Raw genomic sequence first — 19,195 nt, forward strand, 5'->3', positions numbered from 1 at the left:
TGTGAAGGCGTGGGTATGGATTTGGCGGTCAACCGCCACCGGCGGTGGGAACGAGGTTGTAGAATACGCGGCTGGTTGGCGAAACCTGCACCACGCCGGGCACCTGTTTGAGGTGGCGGCCAAAGGTGTTGTGGCTAGGAACGGCGTCATGCTCAATGCCCTGTTCCTCACGACACCAGTCAACAAACCGTTTGTACAGGTGGATGGCCTGAGTCTTGAGTCGTCGCGGCATGGTGCCTCGGACGACGTCTACCACCTCGTAATGTGCGGCTATGAACTCTCGCACCAGTTCTCCCGGACCGTCCGCCGGGCCATGGGGTTCTCCGGCGGGATCGCTCTTGGCGCTGAACAGGTGGCAGAACTCGGCGTACAGGCGTTTCACGTCGTCTTCGCAGCCATCGCCGAGCTTGGCGGTCTGCACGGCGGTATGCATGGCCTGAGCCCGAAGCGCTGGTTTGAGTCGCAGTGATGCAGAAGGGATGGCTCCCGCGTGACCGGCAGCTTCGTATCGGCCCTGTCTGCGGATGGCCGGGAGCACCTCGGAAGTGACCCACTTGCGAAACCGCCTTGCTTCGGGCTTGCGGCTGGTGAAGATCAGGGCATAAAGGCCGGACTCGGAAACGGCGTTGGTGCTTCTCATACGACCGATTGCGTCGGTAATACCGACGCAATCCTTTTCGTCTTCGTCCAAGCGTTGAACAGCGTCACGTGGATTACCAATATCAAGCACCCCACAAACATCCTTCGCCACGAACCACGGTTCGTCCTCGCGCATGACCACCCGCACCGCGTCGCCGTCAAAATCGAACGGAATCACGCTACTCATGGGCAGCCTCCCTTGAACGGGCGACGGGCTTCTCTGATGTGGTGCAGAGGGCGATCGGTCCGAACTGCTCCTCGATGGCCTCGAAGGTCTCCGCAAGCCTGTTCCAGTGCTTGTCCACCATTTCGCCCAGCAGAACGCGAACGCTTTCGACGTCTGCCTCGCTGCCCCGCAGGGTGTCCCCGAGGCATTGCAGCGGCTGGATCAGGCCGTACAGATACATGTCCAAGGATTGAAAACGGTGGTGCGGGCTGTCGTAGATGTCTTTTTCGCCCATGGTGGCAACTCCTTGTGTTTTCTAATGACCCCCACGAAATATGGAAGCCGGGAGTTAGAACCCCACAAGGCAGGGCTGGGTATTTTAGGCCGAAGCCTTGGACATTTCCCCACTCCCGGCAAATATTTTGGATACATTGCGCCCAGTAGATCTGAAAGACAAGCAAGGCAATGAGCTATGGGCACAAAAAACCGCACTCTGACGGGGTGGCGGTGTCCGCCTTGTGGAGTTTCTACGCTCCGTAGCAAACAACTCGCCACAAACCGTCATGGATGTCAAGAGGGAAGGTTCAGCCGTCCTGCACAGGACGGTTTTGCCCCTCAAGTTTCTGATGACAGTGTTTGCAAAGAATAGCGTCCTGTCGAATCGCTTCACGACAGAAAGGGCATCTGTATGTGGGTGGGCCTGTCGTGCTCGGTTTCTTGGCAACCATTGCGCCTATGAGGCCCCAACCGTTCGAGCCGCCCCCCAAATTTTTTCCGCAACGGTCGCATCGCCATGACTTCTTGTCCATAGAGGTGGACCCCCAAACCAGTATCCAAAGCCCGCATGTGAGCACCGAGAGCAAAAGGTGAAACAGATGATTTGGTGTGTGCCGTGTGATTTTTACGTGGTCTTCACATTGCGGGCAGTATGCCGTTGAAGATTCAATGCCCATGGTTACCTCCGTGTCGATTCATTAATCCGTCACCCCTTATTTCTTGTAATACTGCAACTCCACCCCTCTCGTCGCAAACTGTATTCTGGCTGTATGCATTTGAGGGTTGGCGCGCCCCATGAGCTTGAATGGGGATATTTGGTTAGGCATCAGTGTCGTCAGTTCAAGATAGGAATAGTCGGAAGTGATGAATTCATCATTAGAGTTGAAAAAGGATATCAGCACCTTCACGTACTCAAGCCTTCTCCCGGAGATGTTCTTGACTCTCCCGTTGACGTGAAAATACCTGCCTTCTGTGAACCACTCCCACGAAAGCAGTTCAAGGTCGCTGCTGGCTATCCTCGCTTCTCGCCGACGCTTTTCCGCCAGCTTTTTCTGGTAGTGCTGCGTCTTTTTGGCGTAGAGAGGCTTGTCGAAAAGCCGGGATAGTTCCCGGTAGGCTAGATAATTGTCGAGAACATCACTTGCGGGAAGGGCTCTTGCCTTTCGGTAGAGTTGCTTTTCCAGTTTGGCTCTCTCCTGCTCCCACCGTTTCTGGACGTCCTTGTCTTCTGGCAGCAGGAAGCGAAGCTCATCCAGATCGTCCACCCGCTTCTTTGCGGAGGGGGTGTTTGCAATCCGCTTCCGAAGAAAACGAATGCGCTCGGCAGACTCTTGCTGCCAGACACCATGTACCTCTGGGTATTCCTTGGGGTCCGGGTACTGTTGGGTGATAGTATCCCGCACAAGCCGCGCCTTTCCTGCGGCAAGCTCATTCCCGATATTTTCTATGAATCTTGTACGCTTACTCTGACCATGGTCTTGCTGGGAAAAAGACGCGTCCGTGGCTTCACGGGGCTCGTCGCCGAACAGTTGTGGTGCAATAAGGCTGAAGGTGAAAAAGGCCACCAACAGGAGAAACCCGACTATCCGCATGATACCTCCCACGTCGATTGTGTGAAAAACGCATGAAAGATAGAATAATGCGTATTGTTTGGCAATCCGAATTCGGGGGTGCCGGCCAGGTGGGGTTATTGCTGTTCCGATTCAGCCTGTTCCGTCGGTGTCGGTTCGGCAGTATGGTTGGGGGGAGAGTCGTTTTTGCCGTTGCGCCGGGTGATGAAAATACCGACAACGGAAGCAAGCGTTGCGCCGCAGAGAACGACGCCCCATCCGGGATGTCCTGCGTGGATGGAATAAGTTCCGGCCGCTATGGCCATGGTGCAGAAAACTAGCGCGAACCATTGCCCGCGAGCTTCGGCTTTGCGTTCGTCCCGAACATCGCTCGTCTGGGCCGAGACAACCGTGGATTCGATTTCGTGGCGGTGGCTTTGTTCCTTTTCGGCCATGGCGATGATGCGTTCGGCCGTGCCGGGAACTATTTGCTCATAACGGTTCAGGGTCTCCGGGTCGGGGATCGGCCCTTCGTAGTGAGTTACCTGCTGAGCCATCATCAGGGAGCGTTGTCCCTCGCCGCTCGAAGATTGAGAAGACCCCGCCCCGCCTTTCTGGACGGTGGACGGGGCCTTTTGGGTCTTATGCTTTTTGTTACGATTAGACATGGTGTTGCTGTCGTATTGCTTTCCGGATGTCGTTGCCGACCTTCTCGTAGTCTGCTCGAAGTCTCTCGCCATCGGACAGGCTGAGCCGTTCGGCCGCCATCTTGTCAAGCTTGACTCGACTCGGTCCCTTTTTCCTGTGTGCAAGGACAACCATCCCGCCAAGCGCGGCAACGAAAAATCCTAACAGGTTACGGGTAGGCATGGAATCACGCTCCAGATTATGCATGAAAGTTGTGTGTGACGTCCAATGACTATCAAGTAAAGCACAAATTCAAAGGGAGTCAAGTCCGGTTTTCTGTGGACACTTCGCACGCTATTCGTGCGTCAGCGTCATTTCCCGCTTCTCCACGATCAGTTCCGGCCAATAGAATTCGACGACCTCGAAGACGCGGACCGCCAGAGAATCCACTTCCTCAGCCAGCTCCGGGTTCTCGCGGATCCACCGCGCGTCAGTCAGTTCCACCCACTGCATCGACCTGTCGGGCAGTGAGCAGAGCTTGACCGGGCAACGCGGATAGAGCTCGCGGAAACGGATGAGATCGTCAGCCAAAGCGTCGCCCATGAGGCGCCGGACGTCCTCGACAGCCTGACGAAACTTTTTCTCTTTCGGAGACTTTTCTGGATGAGAGGACGAGAGAGCGACGCCGGTCTTGCGCACTCCCGCCTTGCGCTCAATGATGGCGCGAAGTCCCGGCGAAAGGGCTGCGGAGACCCATGCGGCGATGTCTCCGCCATGGTTCGCGAAATACTCACCCGGATCTTTTCCTCGTGGCACCGGCCACCGTTTGACCCGGTCGCCGTACGTGGCTTCCCACCACTCATATGCTTCACGGGCCACGCGCTCTTCGGCGTCCAGAGCCACAAGGATGCGGCGAGCCTGCAACAGCGCTTCGTGCATCTCGCTGTCGGGCTTGATCTTGACGGCCGTCATGGCGCAGACCCCTATGCCGGGGCCGCATCGTTCAGCCACGAGGTAGGCGTCGAGCTCGCTCTCCACCACAACAAAGACAGGAGAGTCCGGATTGATCAGAACCGGACGGTTCTTGCTGCCGTCCACCATGCAGTATTTGGGGCCGCTTTCGTCATCTGCGCGACGGATGCGCAGGCGGATAAGTTCGTCGCCGGCAAAGCGGCACAGGACAAGCCCCTTGCGGATCATCAGCTTCCGTTCGCGTCCGTCCTCCCAGTACTTGGCCGGGAGTCCCCACGCCGCCCTGGGGCGATATGCGCGCTTCGGGTTCCAGCCGATGGCGAACCGTTTGACCGCATTGGCATCCAGACCTCGCTGAGATGCCAGCCATTCCAGCACGTCGGGATGATCCCATATCTTGCGGCGGCAGAACTCGAAGAACTTGTACGCCTGACGCTGCCACCTTCGACGGGGAGATTCCCCCGGCGAAGGTGTCCAGACCTGTCGCTTTGGACGGGGCTTCCGGTCCGCCAGCTCCATGGGCTGATCCGCAGCGTAGCGGTCGCGAAAGGCGCGGAAGCCATCACCGGAATCCTCGTCCATGCCGTTCACCACGTTGAATACGCCGATCAAATCGGAGCTGTGCTGACACCCATGGCAAACTGCGTCGTCACGGTCCGGGTAGTAGCGGAATGCGCCGAGTGTTTCCTCGCCGTGGAAAGGGCATCGGGCAAGGATGTAACTCCCGCAGTCCTTGGAGTCCCGAAGGAGCCCCATGGACACCGACCGGCAACCGTCCGGGCCGAGCCAATCAAGGGCTTTACCCATTGCCGCCCCCCCTTACCTCATAGGATTTCCGCGCAGAGGTCTGGTTCCTCGACCTTTGAGACCTTGGGGTGACGATTCTCACCGCTGGAGTCACTCGAGAAAGTGACGTATTGTTAGTGTTTTGTGGATTTAGAGTGACCTTGCAGACCCTTTTGCCGTGATTTTTCCCTCTTTTGGCTCTCTTATTATTAATAAATGATTTTCCTTTTCTTCTGAAAAGGTCTCTAAGATCATTAGAGTCAAAAGAAGAAAATAAAATCAAAGTCTTTACAGCTGCTTGGAGATTGCTGCCGACAATGACCTTTCTGTGACCATCGATGATCCTATTCATCATGGACGGCCTTCCAGTAGTCTTCGGTCACAGTGAAGCCGAGGTAGTGCACCACGCTCGACTTCTTCGAGTCCGTCTTGCTGATTCCGGGCGTTCGCTGGACGAAAGCGGTCATCTCCCGGCCCCACTTGTTGGAGCTCCACAGGTACCGTTTCTGCTGTACTCCGGATTCAAGCGCCCAGACCTTGAACGCTGTGTACAGATCCGAGGACTGGATTCTGCTCTGTTCGTTTTCAATGCAGACCTCGCGGAAAAACTTGAGGCAAATGTCCACTTCATCCCGGTAGCCCGTGGTGGCTTCCTTGACGGCCTGACTCCACTCAAGATGCCCGTCGGCTTGCCACTTCTGACAGCCGTCAACGATCCATCGCAGGATACCGGGGAGCTCCTGCGTCAGCTCCAGCTTCAGCTTCGGGTTGTATGGACGCTCGAAACTCTGCCGCGGGTTTTCCACGAAGGAGAGATTGAAAGGGACCACCCGGCAGCGTGACCAGAACGCGGTCTCCTTGGCCGAAATGCCCGGGCGATGGTTCGTCAGCAGGAACAGGGAGTGTGTGGGTGGAAACTTGATCGGTTCCTTGGCGTGAGGGGCGCGACACCAGACCGTATCCCCGCCGGCAAGAAACTTGACTGCGGCCGCGCTGAATCGGCGGTTTTCCTCGGTCTCCGATCCCCATATGACGCGCTTGCCGTAGAGATCGTACAATGATGCTGACGGCGCGTCCGGGTTCTTGGGCACGCCACGATCGAGCAGCATTTCGGACTGGATCGGCGAGGCGTAGTCACCCAACACCTGAAACAGCGTTTCCAGCATGGTGCCCTTACCGTTCTGGCCATGCTCTCCGTAGAACAGGTGGAACCGGTTGATGTTCGCCAAGCCAGTAATGGAGTAGCCGAACACCTTCTGGATATATTCGATGGTCTCCACATCACCGTCGAATATTTCGAGAAGGAACTGTTCCCAGGTATCGCACTTTGCGTCCGGGTCATACTCGGCTGGGCTGGCAGTGCGGATGTAGTCCTGTGGTCGCCCCGGCTCCAGCTCGAAGGTTTCGAGGTTGATGACGCCGTTGGCGCAGGCGAAGCGCAGCGGGACCTGATCCCACTCCCCATGGAACAGGAAGTCGTCCATTGTTTTGGCCAGCGAAATGATTGAGCGCTTGCGTGTGATCTTCTTGAGAGAGTCGGCGCGGCTCTTGAAGCGCTTCTCCCATTTTTCGAGACGATCACATTCATCTCCGTCGCTCGTTTCTTGCCGCCGCTTCTGGTATCGCCACATGGCGCGGGTCCATTCCTTGACCAGATCGCGTGTGCACGAAAGGACCTGTTCGCCGTAAAGCCGTCGCCAAGAGTGATCCTCGAAGCGGTACCATGCGTCTTCGCGGTAGTCGTATACAAGACGGCCCTCGAAGATCCTCCGGAACAGGTCGGCGTCGCCGTCCTGATCCTCCCAGAAACATTGCTCATAGAACCGATCGGTGATTGGCTCTTTGCCACTGGGATTCGCACTACCAAACTCGCGCTGCTCGTTTTGAGCGCGTTCTGTGACAGCTTTCTTAATTTCTTCTGGGTGTTGCGGCTGAGAATTAGGCATGGGAAAAGGCTCCTGAGGTAGCACAGGTGGGGAGGGCGGTTACACGAAAGGCACCACGGAAAACGCGATTCCATTTTCCATTCCATTTCGGAGATAACCCCGCGCGAGAAACCCGAGATGAGAGCGACCCCTGCGGGCTCTTCGTGGCGAAGGACCCATAAAGGTCAAATCCAGCACAGTCGGCAGAGTGACCTTTTGCGAAGCTTTTTAAGAAAGGGGGGGAGGGGGAAAGGCTAGCGGCCTGCCCCTGTTTGAAAGTGGATGCGGCCGCTATCGCGCCCGCGAGTCTACCAGCTGCTGTGCAGAGGCATGAGGGCTGGAGGGTGAAATTTGGGTAGCTATAGGGTAGCCCAAAAAAAAGAGGCCACATGCAGTAATGCATGTAACCTCTTGAAATTTGTGGCGCGCCCGGGAGGATTCGAACCTCCGACCTACGGATTCGTAGTCCGGCACTCTATCCAGCTGAGCTACGGGCGCGCAACGGAGGTAATGTCTACGGACGGATGCCCGGATCGTCAAGCGTTTTTTGAAAAAAGTTTACACTTCTTCGAAATCAATCCTGTCGATTCCGGTGAGAAGCTTGTAGCTGCGCGGCTCGGCCCGGATCATCACCGCACCGTGCTCGATGAATTCAAGCATGTGGGGATGCCGCAGCAGGAATATCTCCCTGAGTCGATTTTCCTCTTGTGCGTCGGTGGCCTGATGCACGGCGGTGATGGTGAGGGCTTTGGCCTGCTTGCGATTGCCGGGCAGATCGTCATCCCTGCTGTCGATGAGTAGGCTCAACCGCGGGTCGGCCCGGAGGTTCTCCCACTTGCCGGTGTCCGGATGCGTATACAGGATGAAGCAGCCTGTCTCGGAGTCGCGCACGTAGGCCATGAGCGAGAGGTGGGGGCAGTCGCTTCCCCGGGTGCCCATGACACATATGTCCTTTGCCCTGACAAGTTCGAGCATGTCCTGATTCATGAAAACTCCTTGTTGTTCGTGAAGATTAAACAGCTTACGGAAAAAAGTGCAAGCAGGCTTGCAATTGATCTTGTGCGGGGGCAAAGTAGGAGTCATGAATTGCAACAGTCTTCCGCGGAAGATCGAACGCGCCGAGGGGTTGCTCAAGGAGCAGGCGCGGGAGAACGCTGCGGAAATCGGGGTCGCCTGGACGGGTGGAAAGGATTCCACGGCGGCCCTGCTCCTGTGGAGGGAGGTTCTGCAGTTTCTGGGGGGCGGGCCGGTCCGCGCGATCTGCGTGGATACGGGCTTCAAATTTCCCGAAGTCGTCCGTTTTCGCCGTGAACTGGCGAGCAAATGGAACATCGACGTCCACGTGGCCGAACCCTCCGTGGACATCGGGACCTACCCTGTGGCTTCAGACCCGCTTCAGTGCTGCCGCGACCTCAAGGTCGCGCCGCTTTTGCGTGCGCTTTCCGAGACGGGCCTCAAGGGCCTTGTCACCGGAATCCGGCGCGACGAGCATCCCGACCGTGCCGCCCGAGCTGCGGTGGAGCGTCGCAGAGAGCCGGACCATCTGCTGATCAACCCGATTCTGGATTGGACCGAGACGGATGTCTGGGCATTTCATCACCTCGCGGATATTCCGCATTGCGAATTGTACGCCCGTGGTTACCGTTCCCTCGGGTGTGTGCCGTGTACCGAAAAAGCCGGAAGCGGAGGAGAGCGAGCCGGCCGCGATGCCCGCAAGGAGCGGGTGATGAACGAGTTGACCGCGCTAGGGTATTTCTAGTTTAGGTCAAAAAGACTCGATTGGTATAGGAATACGAAATATCAATACATTCTTGAACCGGGTTGTATTTTCGGGTAAGAAAGACCATTACTCGAATATCACCCTGTGATCTGTGTGATTTCGATTCAGGCAGAGGCTATATCCGACGGTTTTATCCGGTGAAGGGGAAACACGGGTTGCGGTGCCGTGCGGATATAATGAGCCAGAGACCCCTAAGTAAGAGGTGTTCATGACCAACTTGCTGCTTTCACTCATCCTGTTCCCGATCGCAGCCGGTGTGGGGTGTTACGTTCTGAGAATGAGCGTGGCGCGGACCATACTGGTCGCGGCCACCGCAGTAGTGGTGACCGTTTCCGCGGTCGCACTGATGGGACAAGTCCCGTCGACTGTGGTGTTGGGAGACGTGATGGGACTGGAGTGGGGCGCGATAGTCGCGGTGGCCGACTTCGCCCTTCTCGCAACGGTCCTTTATTTCGGTTTCAAATTCAAAAACGTGCTGGTGCAGGCGTTCACTGGAACGCAGCTGGTTCTGCTGGCCGTTTTTGAGTTTCTGATTCTGGACCACGATGCCGTCACGGTACCTATTGCCGCTGACAACCTTTCTCTCATTATGGTGCTGGTCATTTCCGTGGTCGGTTCCATCATTTGCCTTTACGGACTTCCGTATATGAAAAGGCATGAGGCACATCAGAATCTCGCAAAGTCCAAGCAGCCGAGATTCTTCCTGTTCCTCGTCCTTCTCATTGGCGTGATGAACGGCTTGGTGCTGACCAACAACATGCTGTGGCTCTATCTCTTCTTTGAGATGACCACGTTCTGTTCCTTTATTCTCATCGGGCATGATGAAAAAGTGGATTCGCCGCGCAACGCACTGCGCGCATTGTGGATGGGCAGCGCCGGGGGGCTTATGCTGCTCAGCGGAATCGTCTGGCTTTACCTGCAGACCGGTTCCCTCGACATCCAGAACATCATCGCCACCGCCGACTCTTCCGGTCCCATGTTGTTGGCCGTCGGACTGGTCTGCATCGGCGGATTCGTCAAGGCCGCGCAGATTCCGTTCCAGAGCTGGCTTCTGGGTGCAATGGTCGCCCCGACTCCGGTCTCGGCGCTGCTGCACTCATCCACGATGGTCAAGGCCGGCGTGTACATCGTCCTGCGCTTTGCGCCCATCTACGAGGGAACCTTCCTCGGCTACGGCATAGCGCTCTGCGGCGCCTTCACGTTCGTGGCCTGCGCCGCCATGGCGGTGGGGCAGAGCAACGGCAAGAAGATTCTCGCCTATTCCACCATCTCGAACCTCGGCCTGATCATCGCCTGTGCGGGCATCAACACGCCGCTGGCAATGACCGCCGCCATCATGCTCATCATCTTCCACGCCGTGTCCAAGGCGCTGCTCTTCCTGTGCGTCGGCACCATCGAGCAGGCCATCGGCAGCAAGGACATCGAAGACATGCGCGGCCTTTACGCAACGCATCCGCGCACGGCGCTCATTACCATTATAGGTATCGTCAGCATGCTCCTGCCTCCCTTCGGCGTGCTCATGTCCAAGTGGATGGCCCTTGAAGCCGCCTCCGGCAACATGGTGCTGATCATCCTGCTGGCGCTCGGCAGCGCGGTGAGCGTTGTCTACTGGGCACGCTGGGCAGGAATCCTCATGGGATCCCGTCCTGCGAACGCTCCCGCGGAAAAGCAGCCGCTGCTCATAAGCGCGCCGCTGATGCTCCTGTGCCTCATGGCCGTGGGCTTCAGCTTCCTCGCTCCGCCGATCTACAGCGCATGGGTCGCCCCCATGTTCACCCAGGCTCCGTTCTCCGTGCATTACGGCATGCTGAACTCGGCCATGGGCGGATTCATGGTCTACCCGCTGTTCATCGTGGCGGGTCTGGGCCTGCTGTACATCATTCGCCGCACCATCAAGGGCGGCGGCATCAAGGAGTCCCGTCCGTACATGGGCGGCGCCAACATTGGTGAAACCGACTTCAACGGTCCCATGAACGTGGCGGTGCCCTATGCCGCCGGAAACTATTATCTGGGCGAGCTCTTTGGTGAAGAGCGGCTGACCTTCTGGGTCAACGCAGCCGCCTGCGCCCTGATCGTGCTGATGATGGGAGGTGCTCTCTAATGGAAGCAATAATTCTTGCTCTCATCGGACTGGTGCTTGCCCCGGTTCTCGGCGGTCTGCTGGCCGGTCTCGACCGCCGTGTGACCGCTTGGATGCAGTCCCGCAAAGGGCCGCCGGTCATGCAGGCCTTTTATGACGTGGCTAAGCTGTTCGGCAAAGAGTCCATGGTGGTCAACCGCTGGCAGATATTCTGCGCGTGGACCTACCTGCTGGGCGCCGCGTTGTCCGTGGCCCTGTTCTTTGCTCAGGCCGACCTGCTGCTGATCTTCTTCGTGCAGGCGGCAGGGGCCGTGTTCATGGTAATGGGCGCCCTGGCGGCCAAGTCTCCGTACAGTCAGGTGGGCGCACAGCGCGAGCTGGTGCAGATCCTGACCTACGAGCCGCTGCTCATTCTGGTCTTCGCCGGCATGTACCTTGTCACCGGCAGCTTCAACGTCGGCGTGATCTTCGATCATCCCGAGCCGCTCATCGCCAAGATGCCGCTGCTGTTCATCGTGCTGACCTACGCCCTCACCATCAAGCTGCGCAAATCGCCTTTCGACTTCTCCACCTCCCATCACGGGCATCAGGAGCTGGTCAAGGGCGTCACCACGGAATACGCGGGTCCGTTCCTCGGACTTGTGGAAGTGGCTCACTGGTACGAAACCATTCTGGTTCTCGGCATCATCGCCATGTTCTGGTCCACCAGCATCGTCTGGTGCGCCGCTCTGCTGCTGGCCACCTACTTCGTCGAGATTGTGCTCGACAACGCCACGGCCCGCATGACCTGGCGCTGGATGCTCAAGTACGTCTGGAGCATCGGCCTGCTGATGGCCGTCGTGAACCTCATCTGGCTGAACGCGGGGTAGCTTCATGCTGAAAAAGTTCATCAAGAAATCGAGAATAAAGTCGCCGTGGCTCGTCCACTTCGACTGCGGCTCATGCAACGGCTGCGACATTGAAACGCTGGCCTGCCTGACGCCCCTGTACGACGTGGAGCGCTTCGGCATCGTCAACGTGGGCAACCCTAAGCACGCCGACGTGCTGCTGGTCACCGGCACGGTGAACCACCGCAACAAGAAGGTGCTCAAGAACATCTATGACCAGATGCCCGAGCCCAAGGCCGTCATCGCCATCGGCGCATGCGGACTGTCCGGCGGCGTCTTCAGGGACGCCTACAACGTGGTCGGCGGCGTGGACAAGGTTATCCCCGTGGACGTCTACGTGCCCGGTTGCCCGTCCAAGCCCGAAGCCATCATTGACGGCGTGGTCGAGGCCCTGAACAAGTTCGCCGAAAAGGTCGAGGCCGCCGACTAAGGCCTCGCAGGGAGTAATATACGTGCAAGGAAAAGAATTCCCCGTCACCATCGAGAACGTGGTCAGCGAGACCATGCGCATGAAGAACGAGGGGTACCGTCTGGTCAGCATGACCTGCCGCCAGACCGGCGACGGCGAAGCGGAGATCATCTACCACTTCGACAGAGACCTGAGCCTGGTACACCTGCGCATGTCCGGCGTGGATCTGAAACAGAACGTGCCAAGCATCAGCGGCGTCTTCTTCGCCGCCATCATCGGCGAGAACGAAATGCGCGACCAGTACGACATTACCTTCGACGGACTCGCGCTGGACTTCAACCGCTCGCTGCTGCTCGACGAAGAGATATCCGCAGTCACCGTTCCCATGGTTAACAACGTCAAGATCGACCCGAAGGAAGGAGGTGCCGAATAATGGCAAGAACCATCATCCCCTTCGGACCCCAGCATCCGGTCCTTCCGGAGCCCATCCACGTCAAGCTCGCCGTGGAGGACGAAATCGTCAAGGAGGCCCTGCCGGCGCTCGGATACGTGCACCGCGGCCTCGAACGGCTCTGTGAAATCCGCGACTATCACCAGATGATTCAGGTCTGCGAACGCGTTTGCGGCATCTGCTCCATGATCCACGCCGTCTGCTACTCGCAGGGCATCGAAGAGATCATGGACGTTGAAGTGCCCGACCGCGCGCGCTTCCTGCGCGTCATCTGGTCCGAACTGCACCGCATCCACTCGCACCTGCTCTGGCTCGGCCTCTTCGCCGACGCCTTCGGCTTCGAATCCCTGTTCATGCAGTTCTGGAAAGTCCGCGAACGCATCATGGACATCAACGAAGCCACCGCAGGCAACCGCGTCATCGTATCCGTCAACGTCATTGGCGGCGTGCGTACCGACCTGAGCGAAGAGCAGCTCCGCTGGATCCTGTCCGAACTCGAAATCGTCGAAAAGGAAGTCAAGAGGATGGAAGAAGTCATCCTCAACGACTACACCGTTTGCGCCCGCACCAAGGGCGTCGGCGTCATGACCACGGAACAGGCCTACGAACTCGGCGCTGTCGGACCCACCATGCGCGGCTCCAACATCGCCCAGGACACCCGCATGACCGGCTACGGTGCCTACGCAGACCTGGACTTCAAGCCGATCGTCGGCCCCGACGGCGACAGCTGGTCCCGCTCCTACGTGCGCTTCCACGAAGTGTACCAGTCCATCGACCTCGTGCGTCAGGCCATCGTGAAGCTTCCCGAAGGTGAACTGGCCGCCAAGGTCAAAGGCAAGCCCGATGGAGAAGCCTACGTCCGCGTGGAACAGCCCCGCGGCGAGTGCTCCTACTACATCAAGGGTAACGGGACCAAGAACTTGGACAGGCTGCGCATCCGCACCCCGACCTTCGCCAACGTGCCGCCGCTCATCGCGATGCTGCCCGAATGCGAACTGGCCGACGTGCCGGTCATCATCCTGTCCATCGACCCGTGCATCAGCTGCACGGAACGCTAGGAGGAACAGCATCATGATGAACATGACACCCCTCGTCCTCCGCAACCTGCTGACCAAAAAGGCCACGCGCAACTATCCCTTCGAAAAGCGCGAACCCTTTGAAGGATTCAGGGGCGAACTGTACAACGACATTGACAACTGCATCTTCTGCGGCACCTGCTCCAGAAAATGCCCCGCGCAGTGCATCACCGTGGACAAGAAAACCGGCCTCTGGCAGTGCGACCCGTTCCTGTGCGTCTACTGCGGAATCTGCGCCGACACCTGTCCCACCAAATGCCTTCACTTCTACGACGTGCATCGCTCGCCCGCCGTGGAACGACAGATGATCGTCATGCACGGCGAACCGCCAAAGCCCAAAAAGAAAGCGAAAAAAGAAGAATAACCAAAAGCCCCCGCCAACCGGCGGGGGTTTTTTTGTTGGAAGCAGAGAGGTGCCTCCGGCGGGCAGGGCGCTGCCCTGCACCCGGCAAAGGGGCGGGCCCCCTTTGCAATACCTGGCTTGCCCGGAAAGCAACGCCGCGCAGGTAGCTCGAAAGCCATAGAGAGAGCTTGTGGCGTTGCTTTCCGGGCGTGAAAAGAAATGTAAGTTTTGCTTTTCGGCTGACCGTTGGCTTATGAGTGCAGGGACTGGGGACTAGGTGCTTGTAGTCAATAAATGGCTAGGATTATGATTTATAAGCAGAAAGGCCCCTAGTAACCCGTCAGCGGGGTTGCAGCTGGGACGCGATGTATGCGGACGCGTGACCCCAGCAGCTGCAAGCCCGCTGACAACTCAGGGATTCCAAAGGGGGGCCGCCCCTTTGGTCCACCTGAAAGGCCCGCCGGAGGCATCCCTACTTGTACCAGTTGCGGATTTCGGCCTATTGGCCGACCTTCTTTTTTGCTTGCGCAGAAAAAATGAAGGCAAAAACTGCGCTTTTTCGGGTGAGCCGCCGTTCTCAGCGAGAGGCTCTATGACGCGGTCACTGTTTCGGGAGAAATGTTTGTTGTCACAAACATCACCCGGATCTGCGTGACCGGTCAAAAGAGCCTCTATGTTTCGATCGGCATTGCTGTGGTGCTTGGTTGGCGGGAGTGGGTTGTTTGTTGGGAGTCCTGAAGGTGAGCGTGTGCGCCGCGAGAGTCCCCCGAGAGAGAGTTTGGTTAACGAAGTTCGTCAGCCAAGACGCATAGAACCCAAAATCCCCGTCAGCGGGGTTGCAGCTGGGACGCGAGCTGTGCTGTCGAATGTCCCAAACTGCTGTAAGTCCGCCTAAAGGTCCCGCCGGGGGCATTGCTACAGTAATAGTAATAGCCGGAAGTGGATACTTTTCGACGCTATGATGGAAAACATGGGCTGACGAAATGCGATTTAACCGAACTCTGCTAATAGGAGTTCTTCAGCCAAGCCCCGTCAGCGGGGTTGCAGCTAGAACGCGGAGCATGCGGTCGCATGTCCCAAACAGCTGCAACGCCGCTGACAAATTAGGGATTCCAAAGGGGGCCCGCCCCTTTGGTCCCCCTGAANGGGNCCGCCGGAAGGGCCCGCCGGGGGCATCTTTTACATCCCAAGCATTTCCATGCCTTTGACGAGCCCGAAGCAGCCGGTGAGCATCATGTCTCCGCCGGGTGCGGGGAAGGTTGCGTCGAATCCTTGCAGCATGGCTCTTCTTGGTCCGAGGACGACGGTTTCGGGGAATTGGTCGGCCATGTTGCTGATGGCGAGGGTCAGGCAGCCGTGTCCCCATTCGTCGAAGACTTGCTGGAAGGTGAGTTTTCCTTGTCGGAAATCCTGCAGATCCTGCCAGAGTTTTTCGGGTTTGAGACAGCCAGTGTGTTGTTCGTAGACGCCGTGAATGCGGCCACCGTGCAGCAGGAAGGCGATGGTGTGGCTGTTGCCGATGTTCACGAGAGTCATGCCTTTTGTTCTGGCGCGCTCTTCGATTTCCGGGTCGAAGAGTGCGCCGAGAACGGCAGCGGAGCCTGAGTCGGCGGTGATGGCGTTGTCTGCTGATTCGTGAAGATCCTGAAGCCGGGTCATCATCTTGGGCGGGGTGTCGTAGATAAGTGCTGCGGGGTCTCCGTTGTGGGTGGTCAGCAGTTCTTCCCATATCTTGAAGCGGCCCATGCGGTTGGATTCGCCGGGATGGTGCCCGTGATCCTGTGCGCAGGCAGCGATGCGATCCGGGCGGGGCAGTTCGGCGGCGTCGAGAAAGCGATCCCACCAGATGTGGTCGAAGTCGAGCAGTTCGAGCGGTTGATAACCTTTGGGGCATTCTTCTGTGAGGGTGACGCCCATGGCTTCGACTTTGGCGGGGTCGTCGTTGAGCGTCAGGGCCGCCTGCCGGGTGGCGGCCATTGGCAGTCCGGCCTTGAGGTGCTTGCGAACAGCGCCTCCGATGCCGCCGCCCATGATGCGACCGTGCAGCCAGACCGGCTGACCTTGCGCGGTGTATTGCGTGAGGTATTGGGCAAGTCGGACAGAGGGGGTGGGCAGGATGAATTTGGGGCAGTTCTCTATTTCCCGTTCCGGCAGGTGCAGCAGCACGTCCTGTGTACCGGAGCCGATATCGAGGCAAAGTGTGGCGGTCATGTGTGCTCCTTGTTCTTGTATATGCTTGGGAGGTTACATCTCGTGGCGCAGCTGTTCAAGTTGTTGACTCTTTTTTTGATCGGGCACATGATTCCATCATGAGTTATGTCTTGTATATCCTTGTGGGGATTCTTGTTGGCCTGCCATTGGTGAGGCTGTTCATTTTCATGGCGTCCAATCGAAAAGCCGGGCTGTGGGGCGAGGTGCGAAAGCTGTGTGGTGGACGCACGGCGGTGTCCCTGCTTCGGGCATATCTCACCGGGATTCTTAGCGAAGCCACTGCGCCGGCGCTGTTTCCGCTCGGGCTGGGGCGTGAGGAGGTGCCGAACGGGCGCGGAACACCGGTTCTTTTGGTGCATGGACTGTATCACAACCGCTCGGCATGGCGCTTTTTTCGCAGATCGCTTGCCGAAGAGGGATTCACCAGCATTCGCGCCATAACCTACGGCAGTTGGCGTGGCGGTTTTGAGGATGCCCTGACTACGGTTCGCCGGGAGCTTCGACGGACACTGGATGCAAATCCGGGGAGAAAAGTCTTGCTGGTGGGGCACAGCCTCGGTGGCGTGCTGCTACGGGTGGTCGCTTCGGAGGATGAGTTTCGGGAGCGCGTTGGGGCACTGGTCACGCTCGGCTCGCCTTTCGGGGGGAGCGACCTGGCACATCTCGGCATCGGCGCGCTGGCCCGCTCTCTCAAGCCTGATGGTGTTGCCTGCCGAGCACAGCGGGCGATGAAGGACGTGGAGGCACCCAAGCTGGCGGTCTATTCACCGGTGGACGACTTTGTTTTTCCCTTAAACCATCTCAACCCGGGTGCGGGCTGGCAGTTGCACGACTGTGAGCCAATGTCGCACGTCTGGCTGCTCTACTCGCCGCAGGTGGCCGGGACCGTGGCGGCGTTCCTCAAGCACTACCGCTGACGCTCGCGCATATTGCGTTCGCAGTCTCCTAGATAGCCGAGCACGGCCTCAAGGATCTCGTTAAGCGACGCGGGCACCTCGGGGAGCCCGGCGAGTACCGCCAGCAGCTCCTGTTCGTCGATGCCCCGCTCTTTGGCGAGCTGCATCAGTTCGCTTCGTAGTTCCTCATTCATTTTCTATCACCGGGAATCCGGGAAACGGCCCGTCGCCCGAAACCGAGCCCCGGGGCGAACGACTGCCCGCGAGCTTGAGCCTGCTGGCTTTGCCCACGACTTTACCCATCTGTTCGGCAGAAATATCCCAGCGGCCTGGCTCGAAGCTTACTCCACGCAGATCGAGCACGAGTGCGGTTCCATCCGGTGCGGTGGAGAGAACAGAAAATTCCCGCCGCTTGCCGGGCTCGTTGTCCATGGTGCGGAAAACGGTCATGGAATACTGGTAACCGGTCTGGTCATTGTCCCAATGTACCGGAGAGCGGTCCGGGGCCCGGCCCAGTGCGCTGGCTATGCGCAGGGCGTCCGAGCGGGTCAGCCAGCTTCCGGCGAACTGGGGGGCATCGTTCAGGTCCGTCACGCCCATGGTGTGCTGACAGCCGCCGAAAAGTAACACGGCGGCCAGCAGGACGAGCATTGGACCGAAGGAGTTTCGTTTCATTGTTCCTCGCAAGAGGGGGCGGCGGACCGCCCCCAGTTTCCAGCGGTTAAAAGTCGTAGCCGAAGGACTCGACGACGCCCTTGCTGCGAGCCTTGGAGGCTGCCATGCGTTCTTCAAGCTCCTTGACGTAGTCGTCCAGATCAAGCTGCTTGCTTGCCACGCCGGTGTCCATGGCGGCCTTGGCCACTGCCGGGGCCAGCCACGTCAACACGCGGGGATCAAGCGGCTTGGGGATGATGTAGTCGATGCCGTATTCCAGCCCGTCCACGCCGTATGCCTTGCAGATATCCTCGGATACCGGCTCCTTGGCGAGATCGGCCAGTGCCTGCGCCGCAGCGATCTTCATTTCCTCGTTGATGATGCTGGCGCGGCAGTCGAGGGCGCCGCGAAAGATGAAAGGGAAGCCGAGCACGTTGTTCACCTGATTGGGGAAGTCGGAACGGCCGGTGCCCATGATGATATCCGGGCGAACGTCCTTGACCACCGGATACGGAATTTCCGGGTCCGGGTTGGCGCAGGCGAAGATGATGGCGTTTTCGGACATGGTCTTGACCATCTCGGCGTTGATGGCGTCCTTGACCGAGAGACCGAGGAACATGTCTGCGCCGTTCATGACGTCGGCGAGCGTGCCGTAGTCCTTGTCCTGCGCATAGTGACGTTTGAAGTCGTTCAGGTCGTCGCGTCCTTCGTGAATGAGTCCGCGCGAATCGAACATGAAGATGTTCTCGCGCTTTACGCCCATGGCCACGTACAGGTCGGAGCAGGCAATGGCAGCGGCTCCGGCCCCGGAGACCACGATCTTGATGTCCTCGATCTTCTTGCCGGAGATTTCAAGGGCGTTGATGATGCCTGCGGCCGAGATGATGGCGGTGCCGTGCTGATCGTCATGGAAGACAGGGATGTTCATCTCTTCCTTGAGGCGGCGCTCGATTTCGAAGCATTCCGGAGCTTTGATGTCCTCAAGGTTGATACCCCCGAAGGTCGGGCCGAGCACGCGGCAGAAGTTCACCACGTCGTCGGGCGTGGCGGCGTCGATGTTGAGGTCGTACACGTCGATGTCCGCGAAAATCTTGAAGAGCACGCCTTTGCCTTCCATCACCGGCTTGGCGGCTTCAGGGCCGATGTTGCCGAGGCCGAGCACGGCGGTTCCGTTGGAGACCACTGCCACGAGATTGCCCCTGTTGGTGTAGCGGTAGGAGTCTTCCTTGTCCGCGTGGATGGCGCGGCAGGCCTCGGCCACGCCGGGCGAGTAGGCCATGGAAAGATGTTTCTGGGTGTCGCAGGGCTTGATGGAGAAGACTTCGAGCTTACCGCGGCGCTTGTCCTCGTGGTATTTAAGCGCCTCTTCCTTGGTGAACAGTGCCATATGTGCAGCCTCCGGGTTTATGGTACGAGAATTCGCCATTAGTAGAAGGTGCGCAACAGGGAGTCAAGATGGCGGACATT

19 protein-coding genes and 1 tRNA gene are annotated in these 19,195 nt (G+C 58.4%); 8 read left to right on the forward strand and 12 right to left on the reverse strand.

Going from position 1 to position 19,195, the window contains the following annotated elements; translation table 11 throughout:
* Positions 1-28 precede the first annotated feature (28 nt).
* The 8 genes from B149_RS18385 to B149_RS18090 form a co-directional block, all read right to left on the reverse strand.
* On the reverse strand, positions 29-826 hold the full coding sequence (locus B149_RS18385) for a BRO-N domain-containing protein (RefSeq protein WP_018125718.1): 798 nt from the start codon (positions 824-826) through the stop codon (positions 29-31).
* A complete protein-coding gene (locus tag B149_RS0113600; RefSeq protein ID WP_018125719.1) occupies positions 819-1,100 on the reverse strand; it encodes a hypothetical protein in 282 nt (93 codons plus the stop codon). The genes B149_RS18385 and B149_RS0113600 overlap by 8 nt, the downstream gene beginning before the upstream one ends.
* 694 nt (positions 1,101-1,794) lie before the next feature.
* Positions 1,795-2,673: an FxLYD domain-containing protein gene (locus B149_RS0113605; RefSeq protein ID WP_018125720.1), complete on the reverse strand. Its 879-nt coding sequence runs from the start codon at positions 2,671-2,673 to the stop codon at positions 1,795-1,797.
* Between the two features lie 95 nt (positions 2,674-2,768).
* Positions 2,769-3,191, reverse strand: coding sequence for a DUF2335 domain-containing protein (locus B149_RS18080; RefSeq protein ID WP_018125721.1), 423 nt, complete (start codon positions 3,189-3,191; stop codon positions 2,769-2,771).
* 421 nt (positions 3,192-3,612) lie between these two features.
* Positions 3,613-5,037: a hypothetical protein gene (locus tag B149_RS18085; RefSeq protein WP_018125723.1), complete on the reverse strand. Its 1,425-nt coding sequence runs from the start codon at positions 5,035-5,037 to the stop codon at positions 3,613-3,615.
* Positions 5,038-5,360: 323 nt separating this feature from the next.
* Entirely contained in the window at positions 5,361-6,962 is a 1,602-nt protein-coding gene (locus B149_RS0113625; protein ID WP_018125724.1) for a DNA primase family protein, read from the reverse strand.
* Between the two features lie 400 nt (positions 6,963-7,362).
* Positions 7,363-7,439, reverse strand: a tRNA-Arg gene (locus B149_RS0113630).
* Positions 7,440-7,499: 60 nt separating this feature from the next.
* Positions 7,500-7,928 (reverse strand): pyridoxamine 5'-phosphate oxidase family protein, encoded by a 429-nt coding sequence (locus B149_RS18090; RefSeq protein ID WP_018125725.1) that lies wholly within the window; start codon positions 7,926-7,928, stop codon positions 7,500-7,502.
* A 94-nt stretch (positions 7,929-8,022) separates the two neighbouring features.
* On the opposite strand from B149_RS18090, the gene B149_RS0113640 reads away from it, so the two are divergent.
* The 7 genes from B149_RS0113640 (at position 8,023) to B149_RS0113670 (ending at position 13,988) form a co-directional block, all read left to right on the forward strand.
* A complete protein-coding gene (locus tag B149_RS0113640) occupies positions 8,023-8,700 on the forward strand; it encodes a phosphoadenosine phosphosulfate reductase family protein (RefSeq protein ID WP_018125726.1) in 678 nt (225 codons plus the stop codon).
* A 229-nt stretch (positions 8,701-8,929) separates the two neighbouring features.
* On the forward strand, positions 8,930-10,822 hold the full coding sequence (locus B149_RS0113645; RefSeq protein ID WP_018125727.1) for an NADH-quinone oxidoreductase subunit 5 family protein: 1,893 nt from the start codon (positions 8,930-8,932) through the stop codon (positions 10,820-10,822).
* On the forward strand, positions 10,822-11,670 hold the full coding sequence (locus tag B149_RS0113650) for a respiratory chain complex I subunit 1 family protein (protein WP_018125728.1): 849 nt from the start codon (positions 10,822-10,824) through the stop codon (positions 11,668-11,670). The genes B149_RS0113645 and B149_RS0113650 overlap by 1 nt, the downstream gene beginning before the upstream one ends.
* A gap of 4 nt (positions 11,671-11,674) precedes the next feature.
* Entirely contained in the window at positions 11,675-12,118 is a 444-nt protein-coding gene (locus B149_RS0113655) for an NADH-quinone oxidoreductase subunit B family protein (protein WP_018125729.1), read from the forward strand.
* Between the two features lie 22 nt (positions 12,119-12,140).
* Positions 12,141-12,530 (forward strand): NADH-quinone oxidoreductase subunit C, encoded by a 390-nt coding sequence (locus tag B149_RS0113660; protein ID WP_018125730.1) that lies wholly within the window; start codon positions 12,141-12,143, stop codon positions 12,528-12,530.
* On the forward strand, positions 12,530-13,606 hold the full coding sequence (locus tag B149_RS0113665; protein WP_018125731.1) for a hydrogenase large subunit: 1,077 nt from the start codon (positions 12,530-12,532) through the stop codon (positions 13,604-13,606). Before B149_RS0113660 ends, B149_RS0113665 begins: the two co-directional genes overlap by 1 nt.
* A gap of 13 nt (positions 13,607-13,619) precedes the next feature.
* On the forward strand, positions 13,620-13,988 hold the full coding sequence (locus B149_RS0113670; RefSeq protein WP_018125732.1) for a 4Fe-4S binding protein: 369 nt from the start codon (positions 13,620-13,622) through the stop codon (positions 13,986-13,988).
* A 1,158-nt stretch (positions 13,989-15,146) separates the two neighbouring features.
* Here B149_RS0113670 and B149_RS0113675 read toward each other — a convergent pair.
* Positions 15,147-16,178, reverse strand: a complete 1,032-nt coding sequence (locus tag B149_RS0113675; RefSeq protein WP_018125733.1) for a DUF1786 domain-containing protein — start codon at positions 16,176-16,178, stop codon at positions 15,147-15,149.
* Between the two features lie 167 nt (positions 16,179-16,345).
* On the opposite strand from B149_RS0113675, the gene B149_RS17350 reads away from it, so the two are divergent.
* Positions 16,346-17,095, forward strand: a complete 750-nt coding sequence (locus tag B149_RS17350) for an esterase/lipase family protein (RefSeq protein ID WP_169332925.1) — start codon at positions 16,346-16,348, stop codon at positions 17,093-17,095.
* Here the strand turns inward: B149_RS17350 and B149_RS0113685 are convergent.
* From B149_RS0113685 to B149_RS0113695, 3 genes are read right to left on the reverse strand one after another with little or no spacing between them, the layout of a single operon-like run.
* Entirely contained in the window at positions 17,086-17,268 is a 183-nt protein-coding gene (locus B149_RS0113685) for a hypothetical protein (RefSeq protein ID WP_018125735.1), read from the reverse strand. The two genes, B149_RS17350 and B149_RS0113685, sit on opposite strands and share 10 nt — an antisense overlap.
* Positions 17,261-17,749, reverse strand: a complete 489-nt coding sequence (locus B149_RS0113690) for a hypothetical protein (RefSeq protein WP_156816837.1) — start codon at positions 17,747-17,749, stop codon at positions 17,261-17,263. The genes B149_RS0113685 and B149_RS0113690 overlap by 8 nt, the downstream gene beginning before the upstream one ends.
* 46 nt (positions 17,750-17,795) lie before the next feature.
* A complete protein-coding gene (locus B149_RS0113695) occupies positions 17,796-19,115 on the reverse strand; it encodes a malic enzyme-like NAD(P)-binding protein (protein WP_018125737.1) in 1,320 nt (439 codons plus the stop codon).
* Between the last annotated feature and the right edge of the window lie 80 nt (positions 19,116-19,195).

It is taken from the genome of Desulfovibrio oxyclinae DSM 11498, from assembly GCF_000375485.1.
Lineage (GTDB): Bacteria > Desulfobacterota > Desulfovibrionia > Desulfovibrionales > Desulfovibrionaceae > Pseudodesulfovibrio > Pseudodesulfovibrio oxyclinae.